Source organism: Streptomyces yokosukanensis, assembly GCF_001514035.1.
GTDB classification, from domain to species: Bacteria; Actinomycetota; Actinomycetes; order Streptomycetales; family Streptomycetaceae; genus Streptomyces; species Streptomyces yokosukanensis.
In genome coordinates this window covers 103,715-121,898 of the sequence record NZ_KQ948218.1, presented here as the reverse complement: position 1 = coordinate 121,898, position 18,184 = coordinate 103,715, and the positions used below count along the sequence as shown (strand labels likewise).

15 protein-coding genes and 1 pseudogene are annotated in these 18,184 nt (G+C 72.0%); 4 read left to right on the top strand and 12 right to left on the bottom strand.

The features are described from left to right. Positions 1 to 522 (bottom strand): annotated as a pseudogene (locus tag AQI95_RS48095) (urease subunit alpha); the annotation flags it as partial. Beyond that, positions 519 to 1,217 carry an urease subunit gamma gene (gene ureA, locus AQI95_RS29705; RefSeq protein ID WP_067130620.1) on the bottom strand — a complete coding sequence of 233 codons (699 nt, stop codon included), beginning with the start codon at positions 1,215 to 1,217 and terminating at the stop codon, positions 519 to 521. The gene ureA and the pseudogene AQI95_RS48095, both read right to left, overlap by 4 nt. Before the next feature lie 144 nt (positions 1,218 to 1,361). Between ureA and AQI95_RS29700 the strand changes: the two genes are divergently transcribed. Beyond that, positions 1,362 to 2,798: a cytosine permease gene (locus tag AQI95_RS29700; protein ID WP_067130616.1), complete on the top strand. Its 1,437-nt coding sequence runs from the start codon at positions 1,362 to 1,364 to the stop codon at positions 2,796 to 2,798. 93 nt (positions 2,799 to 2,891) lie between these two features. Here the strand turns inward: AQI95_RS29700 and AQI95_RS29695 are convergent, their stop codons facing one another. From AQI95_RS29695 to AQI95_RS29685, 4 genes are all read right to left on the bottom strand, one after another. Next, on the bottom strand, positions 2,892 to 3,980 hold the full coding sequence (locus AQI95_RS29695) for a branched-chain amino acid aminotransferase (protein ID WP_067130613.1): 1,089 nt from the start codon (positions 3,978 to 3,980) through the stop codon (positions 2,892 to 2,894). Positions 3,981 to 4,225: 245 nt separating this feature from the next. After that, on the bottom strand, positions 4,226 to 5,269 hold the full coding sequence (locus tag AQI95_RS29690) for a 3-isopropylmalate dehydrogenase (protein WP_067130610.1): 1,044 nt from the start codon (positions 5,267 to 5,269) through the stop codon (positions 4,226 to 4,228). A 71-nt stretch (positions 5,270 to 5,340) separates the two neighbouring features. Then, entirely contained in the window at positions 5,341 to 5,472 is a 132-nt protein-coding gene (locus AQI95_RS49915; RefSeq protein ID WP_107121789.1) for a hypothetical protein, read from the bottom strand. Positions 5,473 to 5,693: 221 nt separating this feature from the next. Next, positions 5,694 to 6,617, bottom strand: coding sequence for a LysR family transcriptional regulator (locus AQI95_RS29685; RefSeq protein WP_067130605.1), 924 nt, complete (start codon positions 6,615 to 6,617; stop codon positions 5,694 to 5,696). Between the two features lie 104 nt (positions 6,618 to 6,721). Between AQI95_RS29685 and AQI95_RS29680 the strand changes: the two genes are divergently transcribed. After that, positions 6,722 to 7,714 (top strand): NADP-dependent oxidoreductase, encoded by a 993-nt coding sequence (locus tag AQI95_RS29680; protein WP_067130602.1) that lies wholly within the window; start codon positions 6,722 to 6,724, stop codon positions 7,712 to 7,714. A gap of 7 nt (positions 7,715 to 7,721) precedes the next feature. Here AQI95_RS29680 and AQI95_RS29675 read toward each other — a convergent pair whose 3' ends face one another. The 3 genes from AQI95_RS29675 to AQI95_RS29665 form a co-directional block, all read right to left on the bottom strand. Further along, positions 7,722 to 8,261: a GNAT family N-acetyltransferase gene (locus AQI95_RS29675; protein WP_067130599.1), complete on the bottom strand. Its 540-nt coding sequence runs from the start codon at positions 8,259 to 8,261 to the stop codon at positions 7,722 to 7,724. A gap of 105 nt (positions 8,262 to 8,366) precedes the next feature. After that, on the bottom strand, positions 8,367 to 9,998 hold the full coding sequence (gene pruA / locus AQI95_RS29670; RefSeq protein ID WP_067130596.1) for an L-glutamate gamma-semialdehyde dehydrogenase: 1,632 nt from the start codon (positions 9,996 to 9,998) through the stop codon (positions 8,367 to 8,369). Positions 9,999 to 10,036: 38 nt separating this feature from the next. Continuing rightward, the gene (locus tag AQI95_RS29665; RefSeq protein ID WP_067130593.1) at positions 10,037 to 10,963 is read right to left on the bottom strand and encodes a proline dehydrogenase family protein; all 927 of its coding nucleotides are present in this window, start codon (positions 10,961 to 10,963) and stop codon (positions 10,037 to 10,039) included. 144 nt (positions 10,964 to 11,107) lie between these two features. On the opposite strand from AQI95_RS29665, the gene AQI95_RS29660 reads away from it, so the two are divergent. After that, complete coding sequence (locus tag AQI95_RS29660; protein ID WP_208614296.1) at positions 11,108 to 12,448, top strand: PucR family transcriptional regulator; 1,341 nt, start codon at positions 11,108 to 11,110, stop codon at positions 12,446 to 12,448. Between the two features lie 23 nt (positions 12,449 to 12,471). Here the strand turns inward: AQI95_RS29660 and AQI95_RS29655 are convergent, their stop codons facing one another. Continuing rightward, positions 12,472 to 14,034, bottom strand: coding sequence for an FAD-dependent monooxygenase (locus AQI95_RS29655; RefSeq protein ID WP_067130586.1), 1,563 nt, complete (start codon positions 14,032 to 14,034; stop codon positions 12,472 to 12,474). A gap of 101 nt (positions 14,035 to 14,135) precedes the next feature. Beyond that, complete coding sequence (locus AQI95_RS29650; RefSeq protein ID WP_067130583.1) at positions 14,136 to 14,735, bottom strand: TetR/AcrR family transcriptional regulator; 600 nt, start codon at positions 14,733 to 14,735, stop codon at positions 14,136 to 14,138. 98 nt (positions 14,736 to 14,833) lie between these two features. Here AQI95_RS29650 and AQI95_RS29645 point away from each other — a divergent pair, with 98 nt between their 5' ends. Next, complete coding sequence (locus AQI95_RS29645) at positions 14,834 to 16,369, top strand: MFS transporter (protein ID WP_067130580.1); 1,536 nt, start codon at positions 14,834 to 14,836, stop codon at positions 16,367 to 16,369. 132 nt (positions 16,370 to 16,501) lie between these two features. On the opposite strand, the gene serA is transcribed toward AQI95_RS29645, so the two are convergent. After that, on the bottom strand, positions 16,502 to 18,091 hold the full coding sequence (serA, locus tag AQI95_RS29640; RefSeq protein ID WP_067130577.1) for a phosphoglycerate dehydrogenase: 1,590 nt from the start codon (positions 18,089 to 18,091) through the stop codon (positions 16,502 to 16,504). Positions 18,092 to 18,184: the final 93 nt, after the last annotated feature.

Genomic DNA, 18,184 nt, shown 5'->3' with positions numbered 1-18,184 from the left:
CACCGGGCCGAACTCCTGCCCGATGATCGTGGTCACCCCGGAGGCGAGGGAGGCTTCCATGATGCGCGGCGACAGCAGGTGCACATGGGTGTCGACGGCCCCGGCGGTGGCGATCAGCCCCTCGCCGGAGACGATCGAGGTGCCGGTGCCGACGACGACGTCGACGCCGTCGAGGGTGTCGGGATTGCCGGCCCGCCCGATCGAGCAGATCCGGCCTTCGCGGATGCCGATGGAGACCTTGCGGATGCCCTGCACCGGGTCGATCACCACGACATTGCTGATGACCACGTCGCAGGTGTCGCGGACGGCCGCCGCCTTCAGGTGCAGTCCGTCGCGGGCGGTCTTGCCGAACCCGGCCAGGAACTCGTCGCCGTAGCGCTGGGAGTCGGACTCCACGCGGACGACGAGCCCGGAGTCGCCGAGGCGGATGCGGTCACCGGCGCGGGGGCCGTGGGTGGCTGCGTAGGCGTGCGGGTCGACATGGATCGCCCGGCTCACCTCGCGTCCCTTCGAGCGGCTCATCGCTCCTCGCCTCCTTCCGGCGTGATTCCGCGGTATCCGCATGCGGCGGCCCTCCTCAGGGCCTCCTCCTTCGCCCCGGGCGCGTCCAACGGCCCGTCGACCAGTCCGGCGAAGCCGATCGCGATCCGCTCGCCGCCGATCGGTACGAGACCGATCTCCTCACTCTCCCCCGGCCCGAACCGCACGGACGACCCGGCGGGCACGGCGAGCCGCATCCCGTAGGCGCGGGCGCGGTCGAAGTCGAGGCGCGGGTTGGCCTCGAAGAAGTGGAAGTGGGAGGTGACGGAGACCGGCACGGTGGCGGTGTTGGTGACCGTGAGCCGGACGGCCGGCTCGGGGTCGGTGTGCTGGGGTCCGGGCAGCAGGGCGCCCGGCGCCCGCTCGCCGAGGCCGCCGCCGATGGGGTCGGAGACCACCGCGAGGCGCGAGCCGTCGTCGAAGACGGCCTCGACCATCACCTCGGCGACGACATCGGCGACGCCCGGCAGCACGTCCTCGGGGCCGAGCACGGACCGGGCCGCCTCGATGGCCTCGGCGAGCCGCCTGCCGTCGCGTGCCGCCTCGCAGACGGTGTCCGCGATCAGCGCGGTGGCCTCCGGCACATTCAGCCGAAGGCCGCGCGCCCGGCGGGCACGGGCCAGCTCGGCGGCTCCGAAGAGCAGCAGCCGGTCACGTTCCGTGGGGGTCAGTCTCACGTCGCGGCACCTCCTTGCCATCGCCAGCTTAGAACATCACTCTAAACACAGAATTCATGAAACAGAAGCATTGACTGCAGGCAAAGCTTCACAGACATTGAACGTCGCTCAAACTCTCTGGCGGTAGTCGAAGGAGACCCAGCCATGCCGATAGAACAGCGCGGAGTCGACACCATCCCGGACGAGGAGCGGACCAGTGGTCCGCGCGACCTCGTCTCGATCCTGCTCGGCTCCAACCTCTGCCTCGGGGTGATCATCTTCGGCTGGCTGCCGCCGTCCTTCGGGCTCGGCTGGTGGGCGTCGGTGAGCGCGATCGTCGCGGGCACGGTGATCGGCACGCTGTTCACGGCACCGCTCGCGCTGGTCTCACTGCGCACCGCGACGAATCTGTCCACGTCCTCCGGCGCCCAGTTCGGCGTCCGCGGCCGGCTGGTCGGCTCGGTCGTCGGCCTGCTCCTCGCCCTCGGCTACACGGCGCTGACCGTGTGGATCGGCGGGGACGTGATGATCGGCGTGCTCGGCCGGATGTTCGGGCTGCCCGCGGACGGGGCGTCGTACGCCGTCGTCTACGCGGTGCTCGCGGCGGCGACCGTCGCGGGCGCGGTCTACGGCTACCGGGTGCTGCTCGCCATGTCCCGCGTGCTCGCGATCGGCATGACGGCCCTGCTGGCCCTCGGGATCTTCGCCTACGCCCCGCACTTCACCACCGCGGCGCTGCCCGGTGCCGGCGGCTATCTGCTGGGCTCGTTCTGGCCGACCTGGTTCCTGGCGGCCGTGGCGGCGGGCCTGTCCGGCCCCATCGCCTTCATCACCCTCCTCGGCGACTACACCCGCTACATCTCCCCCTCCCGCCACTCCAGCCGCCGGGTGCTGCACTCCACCTGGCTCGGTCTGGTCCTCGGCCTGCTGGTGCCGCAGCTGTTCGGCACCTTCACGGCGTACGCGGCCCGCGCGGCCACCGACTACGCGGGCCCGCTGGTCAGCGCGTCGCCCACCTGGTACCTCGTCCCGCTGCTGCTGTCCGCCTCCGCGGGCTCGGTCGGCAACGCCGGTCTGATGCTGTACTCCATGGGCCTGGACCTGGACGCGATCCTGCCGAGGGCCTCCCGTGCCCGCGCCACCTACACGGTCGCCGTGGTCGCCACGGTCTGCGTCTTCGTCGGCCACTACGCCTGGAACGCGCAGTCCGCGATGACGTCCTTCGTGCTGCTGCTCACCGCGATCGGCACCCCGTGGGCCGTGATCACCCTCATCGGCTTCGTCCGCTGTCGCGGGGTGTACGACGCCGACGCCCTGCAGGTCTTCAACCGCCGCTCGCGGGGCGGGATCTACTGGTACCGGGCCGGCTGGAACATCCCCGCTGCCGCCTCCTGGGCGCTGGGCGCCGGCATCGGCCTGCTGGCGGTCTCCCTGCCGTCGTACCAGGGCCCGCTGCTGCGTCTGACCGGCGGCGTCGACTGCAGCTTCCTGCTGTCGGGCGCGGTGGGCGGGCTGGTGTATCTGCTGCTGACGTCCCGCACACAGCGGACGAGGGCCGCCGCGGAACCCGAGCACGAGTCCGAGGCGGCCCTGAGCGCGTAGCGCGAGGAGGCGCGGGGAACCGCGCCGCCGCGAGCGACCGACCGACCGACCGCGGACGATCGGCGGTCTGTCGCGGCGGTTCCCGCCGAGCCGTCAGCCGATGCGGTGCATCCAGCCGTGCTTGTCCTCCAGCGTGCCGCGCTGGAGGTCGAGCAGGGACTGGCGCAGGCGCAGGGTCACCTCGCCCGGCTCTCCACCGCCCTGCTTCCACTCGGCGGAGGCGCGCTTGACCGTGCCGACCGGGGTGATCACGGCCGCGGTGCCGCAGGCGAAGACCTCGGTGAGGGTGCCGTTCTCGGAGTCGCGCTGCCACTGCTCGACCGAGATGCGGCCCTCCTCGGACGCGTAGCCGAGGTCGCGGGCGACGGCCAGCAGGGAGTCACGGGTGACGCCCTCCAGGATGGAGCCGGTGAGGGCCGGGGTGACGATCTTGTCGCCGTACACGAAGTACAGGTTCATGCCGCCGAGTTCCTCGACCCACTGGTGCTCGACCGCGTCGAGGTAGCAGACCTGGTCGCAGCCCTTGGCGGCGGCCTCGGCCTGGGCGAGCAGGGAGGCGGCGTAGTTGCCGCCGGTCTTTGCGTCGCCCATGCCGCCGGGGACGGCGCGGACGCGGTCCTCGGAGACCCAGATCGACACCGGCTTCACGCCGCCCGGGAAGTACGCCCCGGCCGGGGAGGCGATCACGAGGAAGAGGTACTCGTTGGCGGGCTTGACGCCGAGCCCGACCTCCGTGGCGATCATGAACGGGCGCAGGTAGAGGGATTCCTCGCCGCCGTGACCCGGCACCCAGTCCTGGTCCAGCCGGACCAGCGCGTCACAGGCCTCGACGAAGGTCTCGACCGGCAGCTCGGGCATGGCCAGGCGCTTGGCGGAACGCTGGAAGCGCTTGGCGTTCTGGTCCGGGCGGAAGAGGGCGACCGAGCCGTCGGGCTGGCGGTAGGCCTTCAGACCCTCGAAGATCTCCTGGGCGTAGTGCAGGACGTTGGTCGCCGGGTCGAGGGGGATCGGCGCGTACGGAACGAGCTGGCCGTCGTGCCAGCCACGGCCCTCGGTCCACTTGATCGTCACCATGTGGTCGGTGAAGTGGCGGCCGAACCCGGGGCTGGCCAGGATCGCCTCGCGCTCGGCGGCGGCGAGCGGGCTGGCGGAGGGCTTGAGCTCGATCGTGGGCGTCGTCATGTGTTGTCCTTCACCGGTTGTAGTGACAAGGCCGCTTCTACGCCCGTCCCCGGCCTTCCGGCCGGTGATAGGACGTCCGAGCTTTCCCTCATACCGCGGCTCCGCGTCCGATTATCGCGCGGGGGCCGGGGCGGAAGGAATGGGGGTGAAAGCGGCCCAGGGGTCGATGGTGGCACCCGGCGGGGACATGGGGAAGCCGCCGGGTGGTCGTGCGACCCGGCGGCTTCTCGTGGTGGAGCGCCGGGTCAGCCGGCTACTCGGGAGGCGAGCGCGTCGCCGATCTGCGAGGTGCTGCGGGTCCCCAGCGAGGCGCGCTCGGTGAGGTCGGCGGCGACGGCCGTGTCGATGCGCTCGGCCTCGCCGTCGTAGCCGAGGTGGCGCAGCAGCAGGGCGACGGACAGGACCGTGGCGGTGGGGTCGGCCTTGCCCTGTCCGGCGATGTCCGGGGCCGAGCCGTGGACCGGCTCGAACATGGACGGGAACGCGCGGCCGGGGTTGATGTTGCCGGACGCGGCCACGCCGATGCCACCGGAGACGGCTGCGGCGAGGTCGGTGATGATGTCGCCGAAGAGGTTGTCGGTGACGATCACGTCGAACCGGGCCGGGTCGGTGACCAGGTAGATGGTGGCCGCGTCGACGTGGATGTAGTCGGTGGTGACCTCGGGGAACTCCTTGGCCACCTGGTTGAAGATGTTCGTCCACAGGTGGCCGGCGAAGGTCAGCACGTTGTTCTTGTGGACCAGCGTGAGCTTCTTGCGCGGGCGGGCCTGGGCGCGGGCGAAGGCGTCGCGGACCACGCGCTCGACACCGTAGGCCGTGTTGACGGAGACCTCGGTGGCGACCTCGTGCTCGGTGCCCGTGCGGATGGTGCCGCCGTTGCCGGTGTACGGGCCCTCGGTGCCCTCGCGGACGACGACGAAGTCGATCTCCGGCTGGCCGGCGAGCGGGGTCGCCACCCCGGGGAGCAGCTTGCTCGGCCGGAGGTTGACGTGGTGGTCGAAGGCGAAGCGCAGCTTGAGCAGGAAGCCGCGCTCGAGGACGCCGGAGGGCACCGACGGGTCGCCGATGGCGCCGAGCAGGATGGCGTCGTGCTGCTTCAGCGCCGCGAGGTCGGCGTCGGTGAGGGTCTCACCGGTGGCGTGGTAGCGCTTGGCGCCGAAGTCGTACTCCTTGGTCTCCAGCTTCACATCCTGCGGAAGGACGGCGGAGAGGACCTTCAGACCCTCGGCCACGACCTCCTGGCCGATGCCGTCACCGGGGATCACTGCGAGATTGATGCTGCGAGACATGCGGGCACCCTACTCCTCGTCCCAGGTGATGACATGCGATGTCCGCCATTCGGACATCGCATGTGGTGCCCTCAGTGGCCGGTCTCGCCGCCGTTGTCGCGGCGGTCGAGGGCGCGCTGGAGGGCGGCGGCGGCGTTCTTGCGGTCGGACTCGCTCGTGGGGGACACGTGGCGGACTCGGCGGCGGACGGTCGTCTCGGCCATGGAAATCGACTCCTTCGGCAAACATGGAGCACGCAAAGGGGGTTACGAGACGCCGGATGGGCGGGGAGCGCAGGGCCGCAGGGGTTGCCTGCACGGGCCCGGCTCACGACCGCCGTTCGCTGGATCGAGCGATGCGTTCGGCTCCTACAAAGCTAAGGCAGCGCCCCGCATCTGTCTGCACAGTTACTCGGACTTCCTACTATCTGAGACGGCGGCCCCCGTCACACCGCTCTGAGCTGGTCCTTCGTGCGTTCGAGTGACGGCAGTCCGGGGGTCGGCAGGGTGACGGAACGCAGGGCGCGGATCAGGGCCCGCACGGCGTCGGTGGCGGCGAGTTCCGGGGTGGTGACATAGCCGACGCGGCGGTACGGCCGGTCCGGCCCGAGGTCGGTGATCTCGACGGCGGGCGGCGCCCCGGTGAGCGAGAGCGCGGGCATCACGGCCATGCCGAGCCCGCTGCCCACCATCGACAGCACCGCACCGTCGTCCTCGGCGCTCACGGTCGCCGCCGGGATCCAGTCCTGGGCCGCCCACCATGTGCGGGTGTACGAGCCGCAGTTCTCCGCCCAGTCGACGAGCGGGAGGGCGCGCGGCTCCGGGTGCCCCGCCGGATGCACCAGTGAGTACGGCTCCTCCAGCAGCGCCCCGGCGACCAGTCCGGCCGGCGGCGGTCCGCTCAGGGTGGCGATCCCGAGGTCGGCCCGCCCGGCGGCGACCTCGCCCGCGGTGCCGGCGCCCAGTTCCCTGACGACGGTCACGCTCACCTCGACGCCGGGACGGTGCTCGGCGAGCCGCCGCAGGACGGGCGGCAGCAGATGCAGGGCCGCGCTGCGGAAGGCGGCGATCCGCAACGGCCCGGCGATCTCGCCGGTGTCGGCGCCCCGGGCGTCGGCGGCGAGGGCCTGGAGCATCCGCAGCACGCGACGCGCATGGGCCGCGGCCCGCTCCCCCGCGGCGGTGGGCCGGGCGCCGAACCGTCCCCGCTCGAAGAGCACGACCCCCAGTTTCCGCTCGATGCCCCGCACGGCGTGGGAGACCGCGGACTGGGTGGCCCCGAGCCGGGCGGCCGCAGCGGAGAAGCCGCCCTCGTCGGCGACGGCGACCAGGATCCTCAACTCCTGCGGGGCAAGGTCGGCTGCTGTCACTCGGGGGCTCCCACCTGTGTGTATGAGGCCGATTCATGGATCGGCCCGTTGCATGAGCCCAACCCCCTGCCCGCGGCGGGCATTCCTTGCCTACCGTCCCCGCCATGACCGAGATCGCGCGCACCGTGCAGCAGACCGCCCGCCCCGTCGGCTTCCCCACCCCGGACCACTTCCGCTTCGTCGAGTCCCCGGTGCCCGCCCCGGCGCCCGGTACGGCCCTGGTGGAGAACCTGCTGTGGTCCGTGGACCCGTACCACCGCGAAATGATGGACGGGGACTTCGAGTTGAACGCTCCTCTGGAGGGCCGCACCCTGGGGAGGGTCGTCGCCTCCCGCGCACCGGCGCTCCCCGAGGGCGAGGTGGTCTTCCACCGCCAGGGCTGGCGCACGCACGCCGTGGTGGGCCCCGAGGAGGTCCGGCGGCTCCCGCACCACCCGGGCGTACCCCTGTCGGCGTACCTGAGCGTGCTGGGCGGCACCGGTCTGACGGCGTACGTCGCGCTGACCCGGATCGCCCGGCTGCGCGCGGGCGAGGACGTGTTCGTCTCCGGCGCGGCGGGCGGGGTCGGCACGGCGGCCGGACGCTTCGCCCGGCTGCTCGGCGCGGGCCGGGTGATCGGCAGCGCGGGCGGCCCGGAGAAGGTGAGGCACCTGACGGAGCAGGTCGGTTACGACGCGGCCTTCGACTACCACGGCGCTCCGGTCGCCGAGCTGCTGGCCGAGGCGGCCCCCCGCGGCGTCGACGTCTTCGTGGACAACGTCGGCGGCGACCACCTGGGCGCGGCGATCGGCGCGCTGCGCGAGCGGGGCCGGGTGGTGCGGGTCGGCACGATCAGCCAGTACAACACCCCGGACGCCCCGCCCGTCCTGTTCGATCACGCCGCTGTCGTGGAGAAGAGCCTGCGCATCGAGGGCTTCCTGGTGAAGGACCACCGGGACGCGCAGGAGGAGCTGTACGACTTCGCCGTACCGCATCTGCGCAGCGGAGCGCTGACGGCGGACGAGACGGTGGTGGACGGCTTCGAGCGGATCGTGGAGGCGTTCCTGCTGATGCTGCGCGGCGGCAACACGGGCAAGACACTGGTCCGAGCAATCTGACGATCCGTCAGGCGACGTCTCCGTCGCGCCAGTCCAGGACGAACTCCGCGGCGGGGTCGAGCGCCCCGGAGTGCGCGGGCCACACGTAGATGTCGCCTTCCTCCTCCGGCAGCCGTACGATCCCGTCCGGCGACAGGCCGTGCACCCGGCCTCCCCACTGCCGCCAGCCCCGGGCGGTGTAGAGCAGGGCGCCCTGCGGGCTCGCCGAGAGCGCGCCGAGGTCGTACGCCCGCTCGATCACCCGCTCCAGCTCGCCGAGCACCCGCCCGCCGAGTCCCTGGCGCCGGGCGTCGGGGCGCACGGCGACGGCCTCGACGTATCCGGCGCGCAGCCAGCGCCCCCGGTGCCGGACGCGCCGCATCACGACGGCCCCGTGTGCGGCGAGTCCGGCGTCGTCGTGGACGAGGGCGTGCAGACCGCCGAGCCCGTGGTCCCAGTCCTCGTCACCGAAGCCACCGTCGAACGCCGCGTCCAACAGGGCGCGGGCTGCGCGGAGTTCGCACGGATCGAGGTCGGCGGTGTGGGCGAGACGCAGTCCGATGGTCATGGCCCAACTATCCGTCATGAACCCGGTGGGACGGACGGAGACTGGCGACGGGCCGGGAAGCCCGCTCGTGCGGCGCGCTTCCCGGCCCGTGTTCGTGGGGGCTGGTCAGCCCATGTGCGGGTAGCCGTAGTCGGTCGGCGCGACCAGGGTCTCCTTGATGGCACGGGTCAGCGTCCAGCGCATGAGGTTCTGCGGGGCGCCGGCCTTGTCGTTGGTGCCGGAGGCACGGCCGCCGCCGAAGGGCTGCTGGCCGACGACGGCGCCGGTGGACTTGTCGTTGATGTAGAAGTTGCCGGCCGCGTAGCGCAGCTTCTCCATCGTGTACGCCGCCGCGGCGCGGTCGCCCGAGATGACCGAGCCGGTCAGGGCGTAGTCGGAGACCGACTCCATCTGCTCCAGCATCTCGTCGTAACTGTCGTCCTCGTAGACGTGGACGCCGAGGACGGGGCCGAAGTACTCGGTGCGGAAGACCTCGTTCTCCGGGTCGGTGGAGACGATGACGGTCGGGCGGACGAAGTAGCCCACCGAGTCGTCGTAGCTGCCGCCCGCGATGATCTCGCAGGTCGGGTCCGCCTTGGCGCGGTCGATCGCGGCCTTGTTCTTGGCGAAGGCACGGTCGTCGATGACGGCGCCGATGAAGTTCGACAGGTCGGTGACGTCACCCATGGTGAGGTAGTCGACCTCGGCGGCGAACTCCTCCTTGAAGCCCGAGTTCCAGATGGAGGCCGGGATGTAGGCGCGGGAGGTGGCGGAGCACTTCTGGCCCTGGTACTCGAAGGCACCGCGGGTCAGGGCGGTCTTCAGCACCGCGCGGTCGGCGCTCGGGTGGGCGACGAGGAAGTCCTTGCCGCCGGTCTCGCCGACCAGGCGCGGGTAGGAGCGGTACTTCTCGATGTTGGCGCCGACCGTCTTCCACAGGTACTGGAAGGTCTTGGTCGAGCCGGTGAAGTGGATGCCGGCGAGGTCGCGGTGGTGCAGGGCGACCTCGGAGACCTCGATGCCGTCACCGGTGACGAGGTTGATGACGCCCTTGGGCAGGCCCGCCTCCTCCAGCAGCTGCATGAGGAGGACGGCGGCGTGGGTCTGGGTGGGGGACGGCTTCCAGACCACCACGTTGCCCATGAGGGCGGGCGCGGTGGGCAGGTTGCCCGCGATGGCGCTGAAGTTGAACGGCGTGATCGCGTAGACGAAGCCCTCCAGCGGGCGGTGGTCCATGCGGTTCCACACGCCCGGGGAGTTCGCCGGGGGCTGCTCGGCGAGGATCTGGCGGGCGTAGTGGACGTTGAAGCGCCAGAAGTCGACCAGCTCGCAGGGGGTGTCGATCTCGGCCTGCTGGGCGGTCTTGGACTGCCCCAGCATGGTGGAGGCGGCGATCGTCTCGCGCCACGGGCCGGCGAGCAGCTCGGCGGCGCGCAGGATGATCGCGGCACGGTCGTCGAAGGACATCGCGCGCCAGGCCGGCGCGGCGGCGAGGGCCGCGTCCACGGCGTCCTGGGCGTCCTGCCGGGTGGCGTTGCGGAGCGTGCCGATGACGGACTTGTGGTTGTGCGGCTGCACCACCTGGAACGGCTCGCCACCGCCCATGCGCTTCTCGCCGCCGATGGTCATCGGCAGCTCGACCGGGTTCTCTGCCAGCTCCTTGAGCTTGGCCTCCAGACGGGCGCGCTCGGGCGAACCGGGGGCGTAGCCGTGCACCGGCTCGTTGACGGGGGTGGGGACCTGGGTCACAGCGTCCATGAGATCCTTGACTCCTTGATCTTGAGCGGGTGTTCGGTTCAGCCCTTGGTGATCATGCTGCGGACGAAGAAGCGCAGGTTGGCCGGCTTCTCGGCGAGGCGGCGCATGAAGTAGCCGTACCAGTCGGTGCCGTAGGCGGTGTAGACGCGCATGCGGTGGCCCTCGGCGGCCAGCCGCAGGTGCTCGTCGCCGCGGATGCCGTACAGCATCTGGAACTCGTACTCGTCGAGCTTGCGGCCGGCCTTGTGGGCCAGCTCCTGGGCGATGGCGATCAGGCGCGGGTCGTGGGACCCGATCATCGGGTACCCCTCGCCCTCCATGAGGATGCGCAGGACACGGACGTACGCCTTGTCTATCTCGTGCTTCTGCTGGTAGGCGACCTCGGCGGGCTCCTTGTAGGCGCCCTTCACCAGGCGCACGCGGCTGCCGGCGGCGGCGAGGCGGCGGGCGTCGGCCTCGGTGCGGAAGAGGTAGGCCTGGATCACGCAGCCGGTCTGCGGGAAGTCCTTCCGCAGCTCCTCGTGGATGGCGAACATCGAGTCGAGGGTGGTGTGGTCCTCGGCGTCCAGCGTCACGGTCGTACCGATGGCGGCGGCCGCCTCGACGACCGGGCGGACGTTGGCGAGGGCCAGCTCGTGGCCGCCGTCCAGCGCCTGGCCGAACATGGACAGCTTGACCGACATCTCGACCTTCTCGCCGAGCCGGAGCTGCTCGAGGTGGTCGATCAGCGCCAGGTAGGCGTCGCGGGCGGTGGTGGCCTGCTCGGGGGTGGTGATGTCCTCGCCGACGACGTCCATCGTCAGCTCCAGGCCCTTGGCCGTGAGGTCCTGGATGATCGGCACGATGTCGGCGACCGTCTCACCGGGGATGAAGCGGTCGACGACCTGCTTCGTCACCGGGGCCGCCGAGATCAGGCGTCGCATCCGGTCGCTGCGCGACGCGGCGAGAATCACGGGACCCAGCACGGGGCACCTCCACAGACAAGCACCGAATTCGGCCGTCACCCGACGATTCGGGTACGGCACGGAGAACCACCGTGAAACCTAAGGATCTCTCCGATCCTGAGCCATCGACAGCTGTCACGCATCCGTGCCCTGGATCTCAGACAGATGTATGAAGACGCCCGGAAAATGAGGGAGAATGCCCGAGTGGCGGCGGATTTCAAGGCTTTCAAGGGTGACTACCAAGAGCTGGTCGACGAGATCTCGGAGTTGCTGGGCGTACCGGCGACCCTGGAGAACCGCGACTTCGAGCTGATCGCCTTCGGTGCGTACGACAGCGAGGACGAGCTGGATCCCATGGCCCTGGACCCGGTGCGCACCCGCTCGATCCTGACCCGGCGCTCCACGGCGACGGTCCGGGCCTGGTTCGAGGGCTTCGGCATCACCCGCGCGAGCGGCCCGGTGCGGATCCCGCCGAGCCTTGAGGCCGGGGTCTACCGCGGCCGGATCTGCCTCCCGGTACGCCATCGGGGTGTGGTGCTCGGCTACGTCTGGCTGCTGGACGGCGATCCGGGGCCGACGGACGCCCAGCTGGCCGCCGCGCTGGAGGTGGCCGGCCGGATCGGCGCGCTGCTCGCGGACGAGGCGGAGGCCGGGGCCGGACTGAGCCGGGAGCTGCGGGCGGTGCTCACCGCGGAGCGCGGCTGGCAGCGGGACATGGCGGTGGCCGAACTGCGTGTCGCGCTCGGCCCGCGCGCCGACGGCCCCCTCACCCTGGTGTGCGTCGCCCCCTGGCCGTCGGCCGACCCGGACGACGCCCCGGCCGCCCGGACGATCCCCCATGCCGCGGCGCTGTGCACGCTTCCGTGGACGGCGGGCACCTCCACCGCTCCTCGAACGGTGGAGGATTCGGGGCAGAGCCTCGCGCTGCTGGTGCGACTGCGGTCCACGGAGGTGAGCGCCCCCGCACAGGCGGCGGCGCTGCGACTGCTGAAGGCGGCCGAGGGTGCGCGGACGGGCGCGACGCGCGGCGCCGGGGCCCGCGTGGCCGCGGCGGCCGCCGCGGGACTGACCGAGCCCGGCCGGGCCGCCGCCGTCGCGCACGCCGCCGGAGTCGGCGAGCCTCGCGCGGGTCTCGCCGATCTGGGGACGGTGTGGCAGGAGGCGTCCGCCGCCGCGCGGGCCGCGCTGGCCGAGCCGCGGCTCGGGCCGGTCGCCCAGTGGGCGGGCATCGGACCGTACCGGCTGCTGACCGCGCTGCCGCCGCGGGCCGCGCACGATCCCGTGGTCGGCGCGCTCCTCTCCCCCACCCATCGGGAGCTGGCCCGCACCGCCGAGGTCTACCTCGACCGCGCGGGGCAGGCCGGCCGCGCGGCCGCCGAACTCGGCATCCACCGGCAGACCCTGTACTACCGGCTCTCCCGGGTCGAGCAGCTGACCGGCCTGGACCTCGACGACGGCGAGGACCGCCTGCTGCTGCACATGGCGCTGAAGCGGGCGCGGCTGTAGGGCCTCGGCCTCCGCGCTCGGGGTCAGTCGGCGGGCCGGCCGGTGAGCGCGGCGAGGGCGTCGGGGAGGGTCGTGGCGGCCGGCGGGGCACCGGGCCAGCGGGCGGCGATGTGACCGTCCGGCCGGACGAGCAGGGCACCGCCCGGGCCGAGGCCGTAGGGCTCGGTGTGTTCGCGGGCCAGCGGTTCGACGCGCAGCGGCACGGGCACGGCGGCGCCGGGCACCCAGGCGGCGGGGTCCGGGGTGAGCAGGGTGAACCATGCGCCGACGGCGTCCAGCGTGGAGCGGTCGTCGGCGAGCCGGCGGTGGGGGAGGCGGTGGCCCGGCGCCACGGTGGGCACGTAGTCGGTGCCGGGGGCGGGCGGCTCGGGCGGGTCGTCGTCCCCGAGGAGCACGGCGGCGGAGCGGTAGACGACGCCCAGCGCCAGGCCGAGTTGGGCGAAGTACCGGTCCGTCCACGGCAGTTCGACCTGCTCCGGCGCCGACTCGCCCGCCCGCAGCTGTTCGAGCCTGCGACGCTGGACCCCGCGCAGCAGCTGGGCGTTGGCCACCGCCTGGCGGAGTGTCTCGCGGGCGACGGGGTGCCGCTCCGGCTCGTAGGTGGCCGGCAGTCCCGGTCCGGCCCAGCCCTGGAGCACGCCCGCCAGTTTCCAGCACAGGTTGTGCACGTCGGCCACGCCGGCGTTCATGCCGAGTCCGCCGATGACGGGAACCGCGTGCGCGGCATCGCCGGCCAGCAGGATCCGGCCGTGCCGCAGGCGTTCGGCGACGAAGGCGTCCATCACCCAGTGCTGGACGCGCAGCACATCGGGCCGTACACCGGCACCGGGGCCGAGGGCGTGCGCGACGACGTCGCCCCAGTCGGCGCCCTCGGCGTCCTCGGGCGTGGGGCCGAACCACGCCCAGCCGCCCTCGGGGTAGAGCGGCATGAAGGAGCCGTGCGCGGTGAAGTAGACCCCGGCGGGCTGCGGGGCGCACCAGCGGTCGAGGTCGGCGTCGAACACCACGGTGGTGACACCCCCGAGCGCGCCCGGACCCGTGGTGCCGATGCCCAGCAGCCGCCGCACGGTGGAGTGCGCGCCGTCGGCGGCGAGGACGTACCGGGCGCGGATCCGCCGCTCGGCACCGGTCCGGTGGTCGGCGAGCCGCGCGACGACCGCGTCGTCCTCCTCGGCCAGCGCGACGAGTTCGGCCCCGAACCGCACCGGCGCGTCCGCCGCGTCCAGCAGGACGGGTTCCAGCCGGTCCTGCGAGGTGACCACGCCGAGCGCGGGGCTCTCCGGCACGGGCGCGTGCACCCCGACCATCGACGCCGAGGCGAAGTCGGCGCCGTTCAGGGTGTCGCGGAAGCGGACGCGGGCGTACCGGGGCGCGAACGCGCGGGCGGTGATGCGGTCGGCGAGCCCGAGCCCGCGGAAGATCTCCATCGAGCGCACGTTGACCAGCCGGGACCGGGGGAAGGGCGACAACTCCCCGTGTTTCTCGACCAGCAGGGCCCGTACGCCCCACTGCTCCAGCAGGGCCCGCGCGGTGAGCCCGACCGGGCCGCCGCCGACGATCAGTACCGCCACCTCGGCGTCGGACATGAAGCCAATCTCCCCCGCCCCACCGCCGACCGCAATCCGCTCGTCGACGTACCCGGGAGCGATCCGGGGGCATGGGCACACACGGGGGGCGCCGGCCCTGATCAGCTCTTCGCGGCCCCCTGCGCATGCGCCGCGGCGCCTTCGACGATCTGCCGCAGCCCCTCGGTGAGCGCGTCGCCGTCCGGGGCGGTCTTCGCGTCGAACGTCCACTGTGCGATGAGGCCGGTCATCAGCGTCATGTAGAAGCGGCCGAGGGTGTCGGCCGTCTCGTCGGAGACCTCCTCCTCGGGCACGCCCTGGAGGATGGCGACGAGCCCGCGCCCGCCCTCGCGCTGGGCCTGGGCCAGATGCCCGCGCACCTCGGGCATGTCGATGGTCATGACCTCCATGCTGAGGCGCCACATCGAGTTCGGCTCCCGCATGGTGCCGACGATGTTGGACCACACCTGACGGAAGCGCTCCAGCGAACCGGGGGCGCCCTCGATCACGGCGGCGCCGCCCCCGTCGAAGGCGTCGGACATGTTCTCCACCATCGCGATGTAGGCCTGCGCGAGGAGCGCGTCCTTCGACCCGTAGTGGTAGCCGATGGAGGCCAGGTTGGTCCCCGAGGCCTTGACGATGTCGCGCGCGGTGGTGCGCGCGAAGCCCTTCTCCAGCAGGCAGCGTTTGGCGCCTTCGAGCAGATCCTCACGGTGTCCCATGTCCGTCACCCTACCCCGCGATCCATACGAGCGTCCTAGACGCATGGCTTATACAGTCGTTCTAGACAAGCGTTTAAGACGCGCGTACATTTCCCGGCATGACGAACTCGACGAGCACCACCGACTCCGTCGGCGCCGACCGCGCCGTCCCCACCCGCGCCGGGCGCCGCGAGTGGACCGCACTCGGCGTGCTGATGCTGCCGCTGATGCTGGTCTCGATGGACGTCTCCGTCCTGTACTTCGCGACGCCCGCGATCAGCACGGACCTGCACCCGAGCGGCACCCAGCAGCTGTGGATCTACGACATCTACGCCTTCGTGCTGGCCGGCCTCCTGATGACGATGGGCTCGCTCGGCGACCGCATCGGCCGCCGCAAGCTGCTGATCATGGGCGCCGTCGCCTTCGGCGGAGCCTCGCTCCTCGCGGCCTACGCGGACAGCGCCGGCACCCTGATCGCGGCCCGCGCGGTCCTCGGCATCGGCGGCGCGACCCTGATGCCCTCCACGATGGCGCTGCTGCGCACGATGTTCACCGACCCCTCCCAGCGGACGAAGGCGATCGGCCTGTGGTCCGGTGTGATGACCGGCGGTCTGGCGCTCGGCTCCGTGATGAGCGGCATCCTCGTCGAGCACTTCTGGTGGGGCTCGGTCTTCCTGGTCAACCTGCCCGCGATGGCGCTGCTGCTGCTCCTCGGCCCGGTGCTGCTGCCGGAGTCGAAGGACCCGAACCCGGGCCGCTTCGACTGGCTGAGCGTCCCGCTGTCGATGGCCGCCGTGCTCCCCGTGATCTACGGCCTGAAGGAGATCCCGTCCGAGGGCTGGCACCCGCTGTACGTCGTCTCGATCGCCGTCGGCCTGCTCTTCGCGGTCCTGTTCGTGCAGCGCCAGCGCACCGCGGCCTCCCCGCTGATCCCGCCGGCCCTGGTGAAGGGCCGCGGCTTCGCCCCGGCGCTGGTGCTGAACCTCGTCGCCGCCCTCGGCATGATGGGTTCGGCCATCTACACCACGCAGTATCTGCAGTCGGTCCTCGGCAAGAGCCCGCTGTCGGCAGCCCTGTGGAGCCTGCTGCCCTCGGTGTTCATCGGCCTCGCCGGCCCGATCACCGCACAGCTCGTCCAGCGGGGCGCCAACCGGGGGTACGTCGTCGCCGGCGGCTTCGCGGCCATGGCGGGCGGCTTCTCGATGCTCGCCCTCCTCGGCACCGACTCGCTGTGGCTGCTGCTGGCCGGGGCCGGCGTCCTCGCCTGCGGGATGGTCGCCATCTCGTCCCAGCTGGTGGACCTGGCGATGAGCAACGCCCCGGTGGAGCGGGCGGGCACGGCCGGCTCGCTGATCGAGACCAGCACCGAGTTCGGCGGCGCCTTCGGCATGGCGGTCCTGGGCTCCGTCGGTACGGCGCTCTACCGCCACGAGATGCCGGCCACCGCCCCGGCCGGGGCCCGCGAGACCCTCGGCGGCGCTCTCGCCACGGCCGACCGGCTGCCCGCCGGGGCGAGCCGGTCCCTCCTCGTCACGGCCCGGGAGGCGTTCACCACCGGGATGAACGGCGCGGCGATCGCCGGGGCGGTCATCCTCGCGGTGGCCGCGGTGGGCGCGGCGCTGACCCTGCGCAGGATCGAGGTCAGGGACGCGTAGCAGGGCGCAGAAGAACGCCGGACGGGCTGACGAAAGTCAGCCCGTCCGGCGTTGTCCCCCTCTGGGGGAGTTCGAGCAGGGGCCCAGCCCTTCAGCCGACCGAGCCGGGTGGGCTGAAGGGCTGAAGGGCGATCAGACCAGGTTGACCGAGCGGGCGGACGTCGCACCGATCTCGGAGGCGACCTCGGCCAGCACAGCGGCGGCCACCGTGTCGTCGACGGTGAGCACGGCCAGCGCCTCGCCACCCACGTCCGCGCGAGCGACCTGCATGCCGGCGATGTTGATGCCCGCCTCGCCGAGGATGCGGCCGACGGTGCCGACGACACCGGGACGGTCCTCGTAGCGCAGGACGACCATGTGGTCGGCGAGCGCGAGGTCGACGTCGTAGTCACCGACCGCGACGATCTTCTGGACGTGCTTCGGTCCGGCCAGCGTGCCGGAGACCGACACCTCCTCGCCGCCCGCGAGCGTGCCGCGCACGGTGACCACGTTGCGGTGCTCGCCCGACTCGGAGCTGGTGGTCAGCCGCACCTCGACGCCGCGCTCCTGCGCGAACAGCGGGGCGTTGACGTACGACACCGTCTCGGCGACGACGTCCTCGAAGACGCCCTTGAGCGCGGACAGTTCCAGCACCTTCACATCGTGCTGGGTGATCTCGCCGTAGACCTCGACGTCGAGACGGTGCGCGACCTCGCCCGCGAGCGCCGTGAAGATACGGCCGAGGCGCTCGGCGAGCGGCAGACCGGGCTTGACGTCCTCGGCGATGACACCGCCCTGGACGTTGACGGCGTCCGGGACCAGCTCGCCGGCGAGGGCGAGGCGCACGGACTTGGCGACCGCGATGCCGGCCTTCTCCTGGGCCTCGTCGGTGGAGGCGCCGAGGTGCGGGGTGCACACGACCTCGTCCAGCTCGAACAGCGGGGAGTCGGTGCACGGCTCCTGCGCGTACACGTCGAGACCGGCGCCGGCGACCCGGCCCTCCTTCAGCGCCGCGTACAGCGCCTCCTCGTCGACGATGCCGCCGCGGGCGGCGTTGACGACGCGCACGTTCGGCTTGACCTTGCGCAGCGCCTCGTCGCCGATCAGGCCGAGGGTCTCGGGGGTCTTGGGCAGGTGGACGGTGATGAAGTCGGAGACCTCGAGCAGCTCGTCCAGGGACAGCACCTTCACGCCCATCTGCGCGGCCCGCGCGGGCTGGACATAGGGGTCGTAGGCGACGACCTTCATGCCGAAGGCGGACATCCGCTGGGCGACCAGGGCGCCGATACGGCCGAGGCCGACGACACCGAGGGTCTTCTCGGCCAGCTCGACGCCCGTGTACTTGCTGCGCTTCCACTCGCCGTTCTTCAGCGCGGCGTTGGCCTGCGGGATGTTGCGGGCGGTGGCGAGGATCAGACCGCAGGCCAGCTCGGCGGCGGTCACGATGTTGGAGGTCGGCGCGTTCACGACCATCACGCCGGCCTTGGTGGCGGCGGAGACGTCGACGTTGTCCAGGCCGACGCCGGCGCGCGCGACGACCTTGAGCTTCTTGGCGGCGGCGATGGCCTCGGCGTCGACCTTGGTGGCCGATCGGATCAGGATCGCGTCGACATCGGCGAGGGCGGGGAGCAGTTCGGCTCGGTCCGCTCCGTTGGTGTGCCGGATCTCGAAGTCCGGGCCGAGTGCGTCCACGGTCGCGGGCGACAGCTCTTCAGCGATGAGTACGACGGGTTTCGAGCTCACGTGAGGTCCTCACAAGTCCAGTGCATGCGGACGGCCGTCCCGACGGCCGCAGGCGGAGGAGGGGGGCTAGCCGCGGAAGACGCACGACGCTGT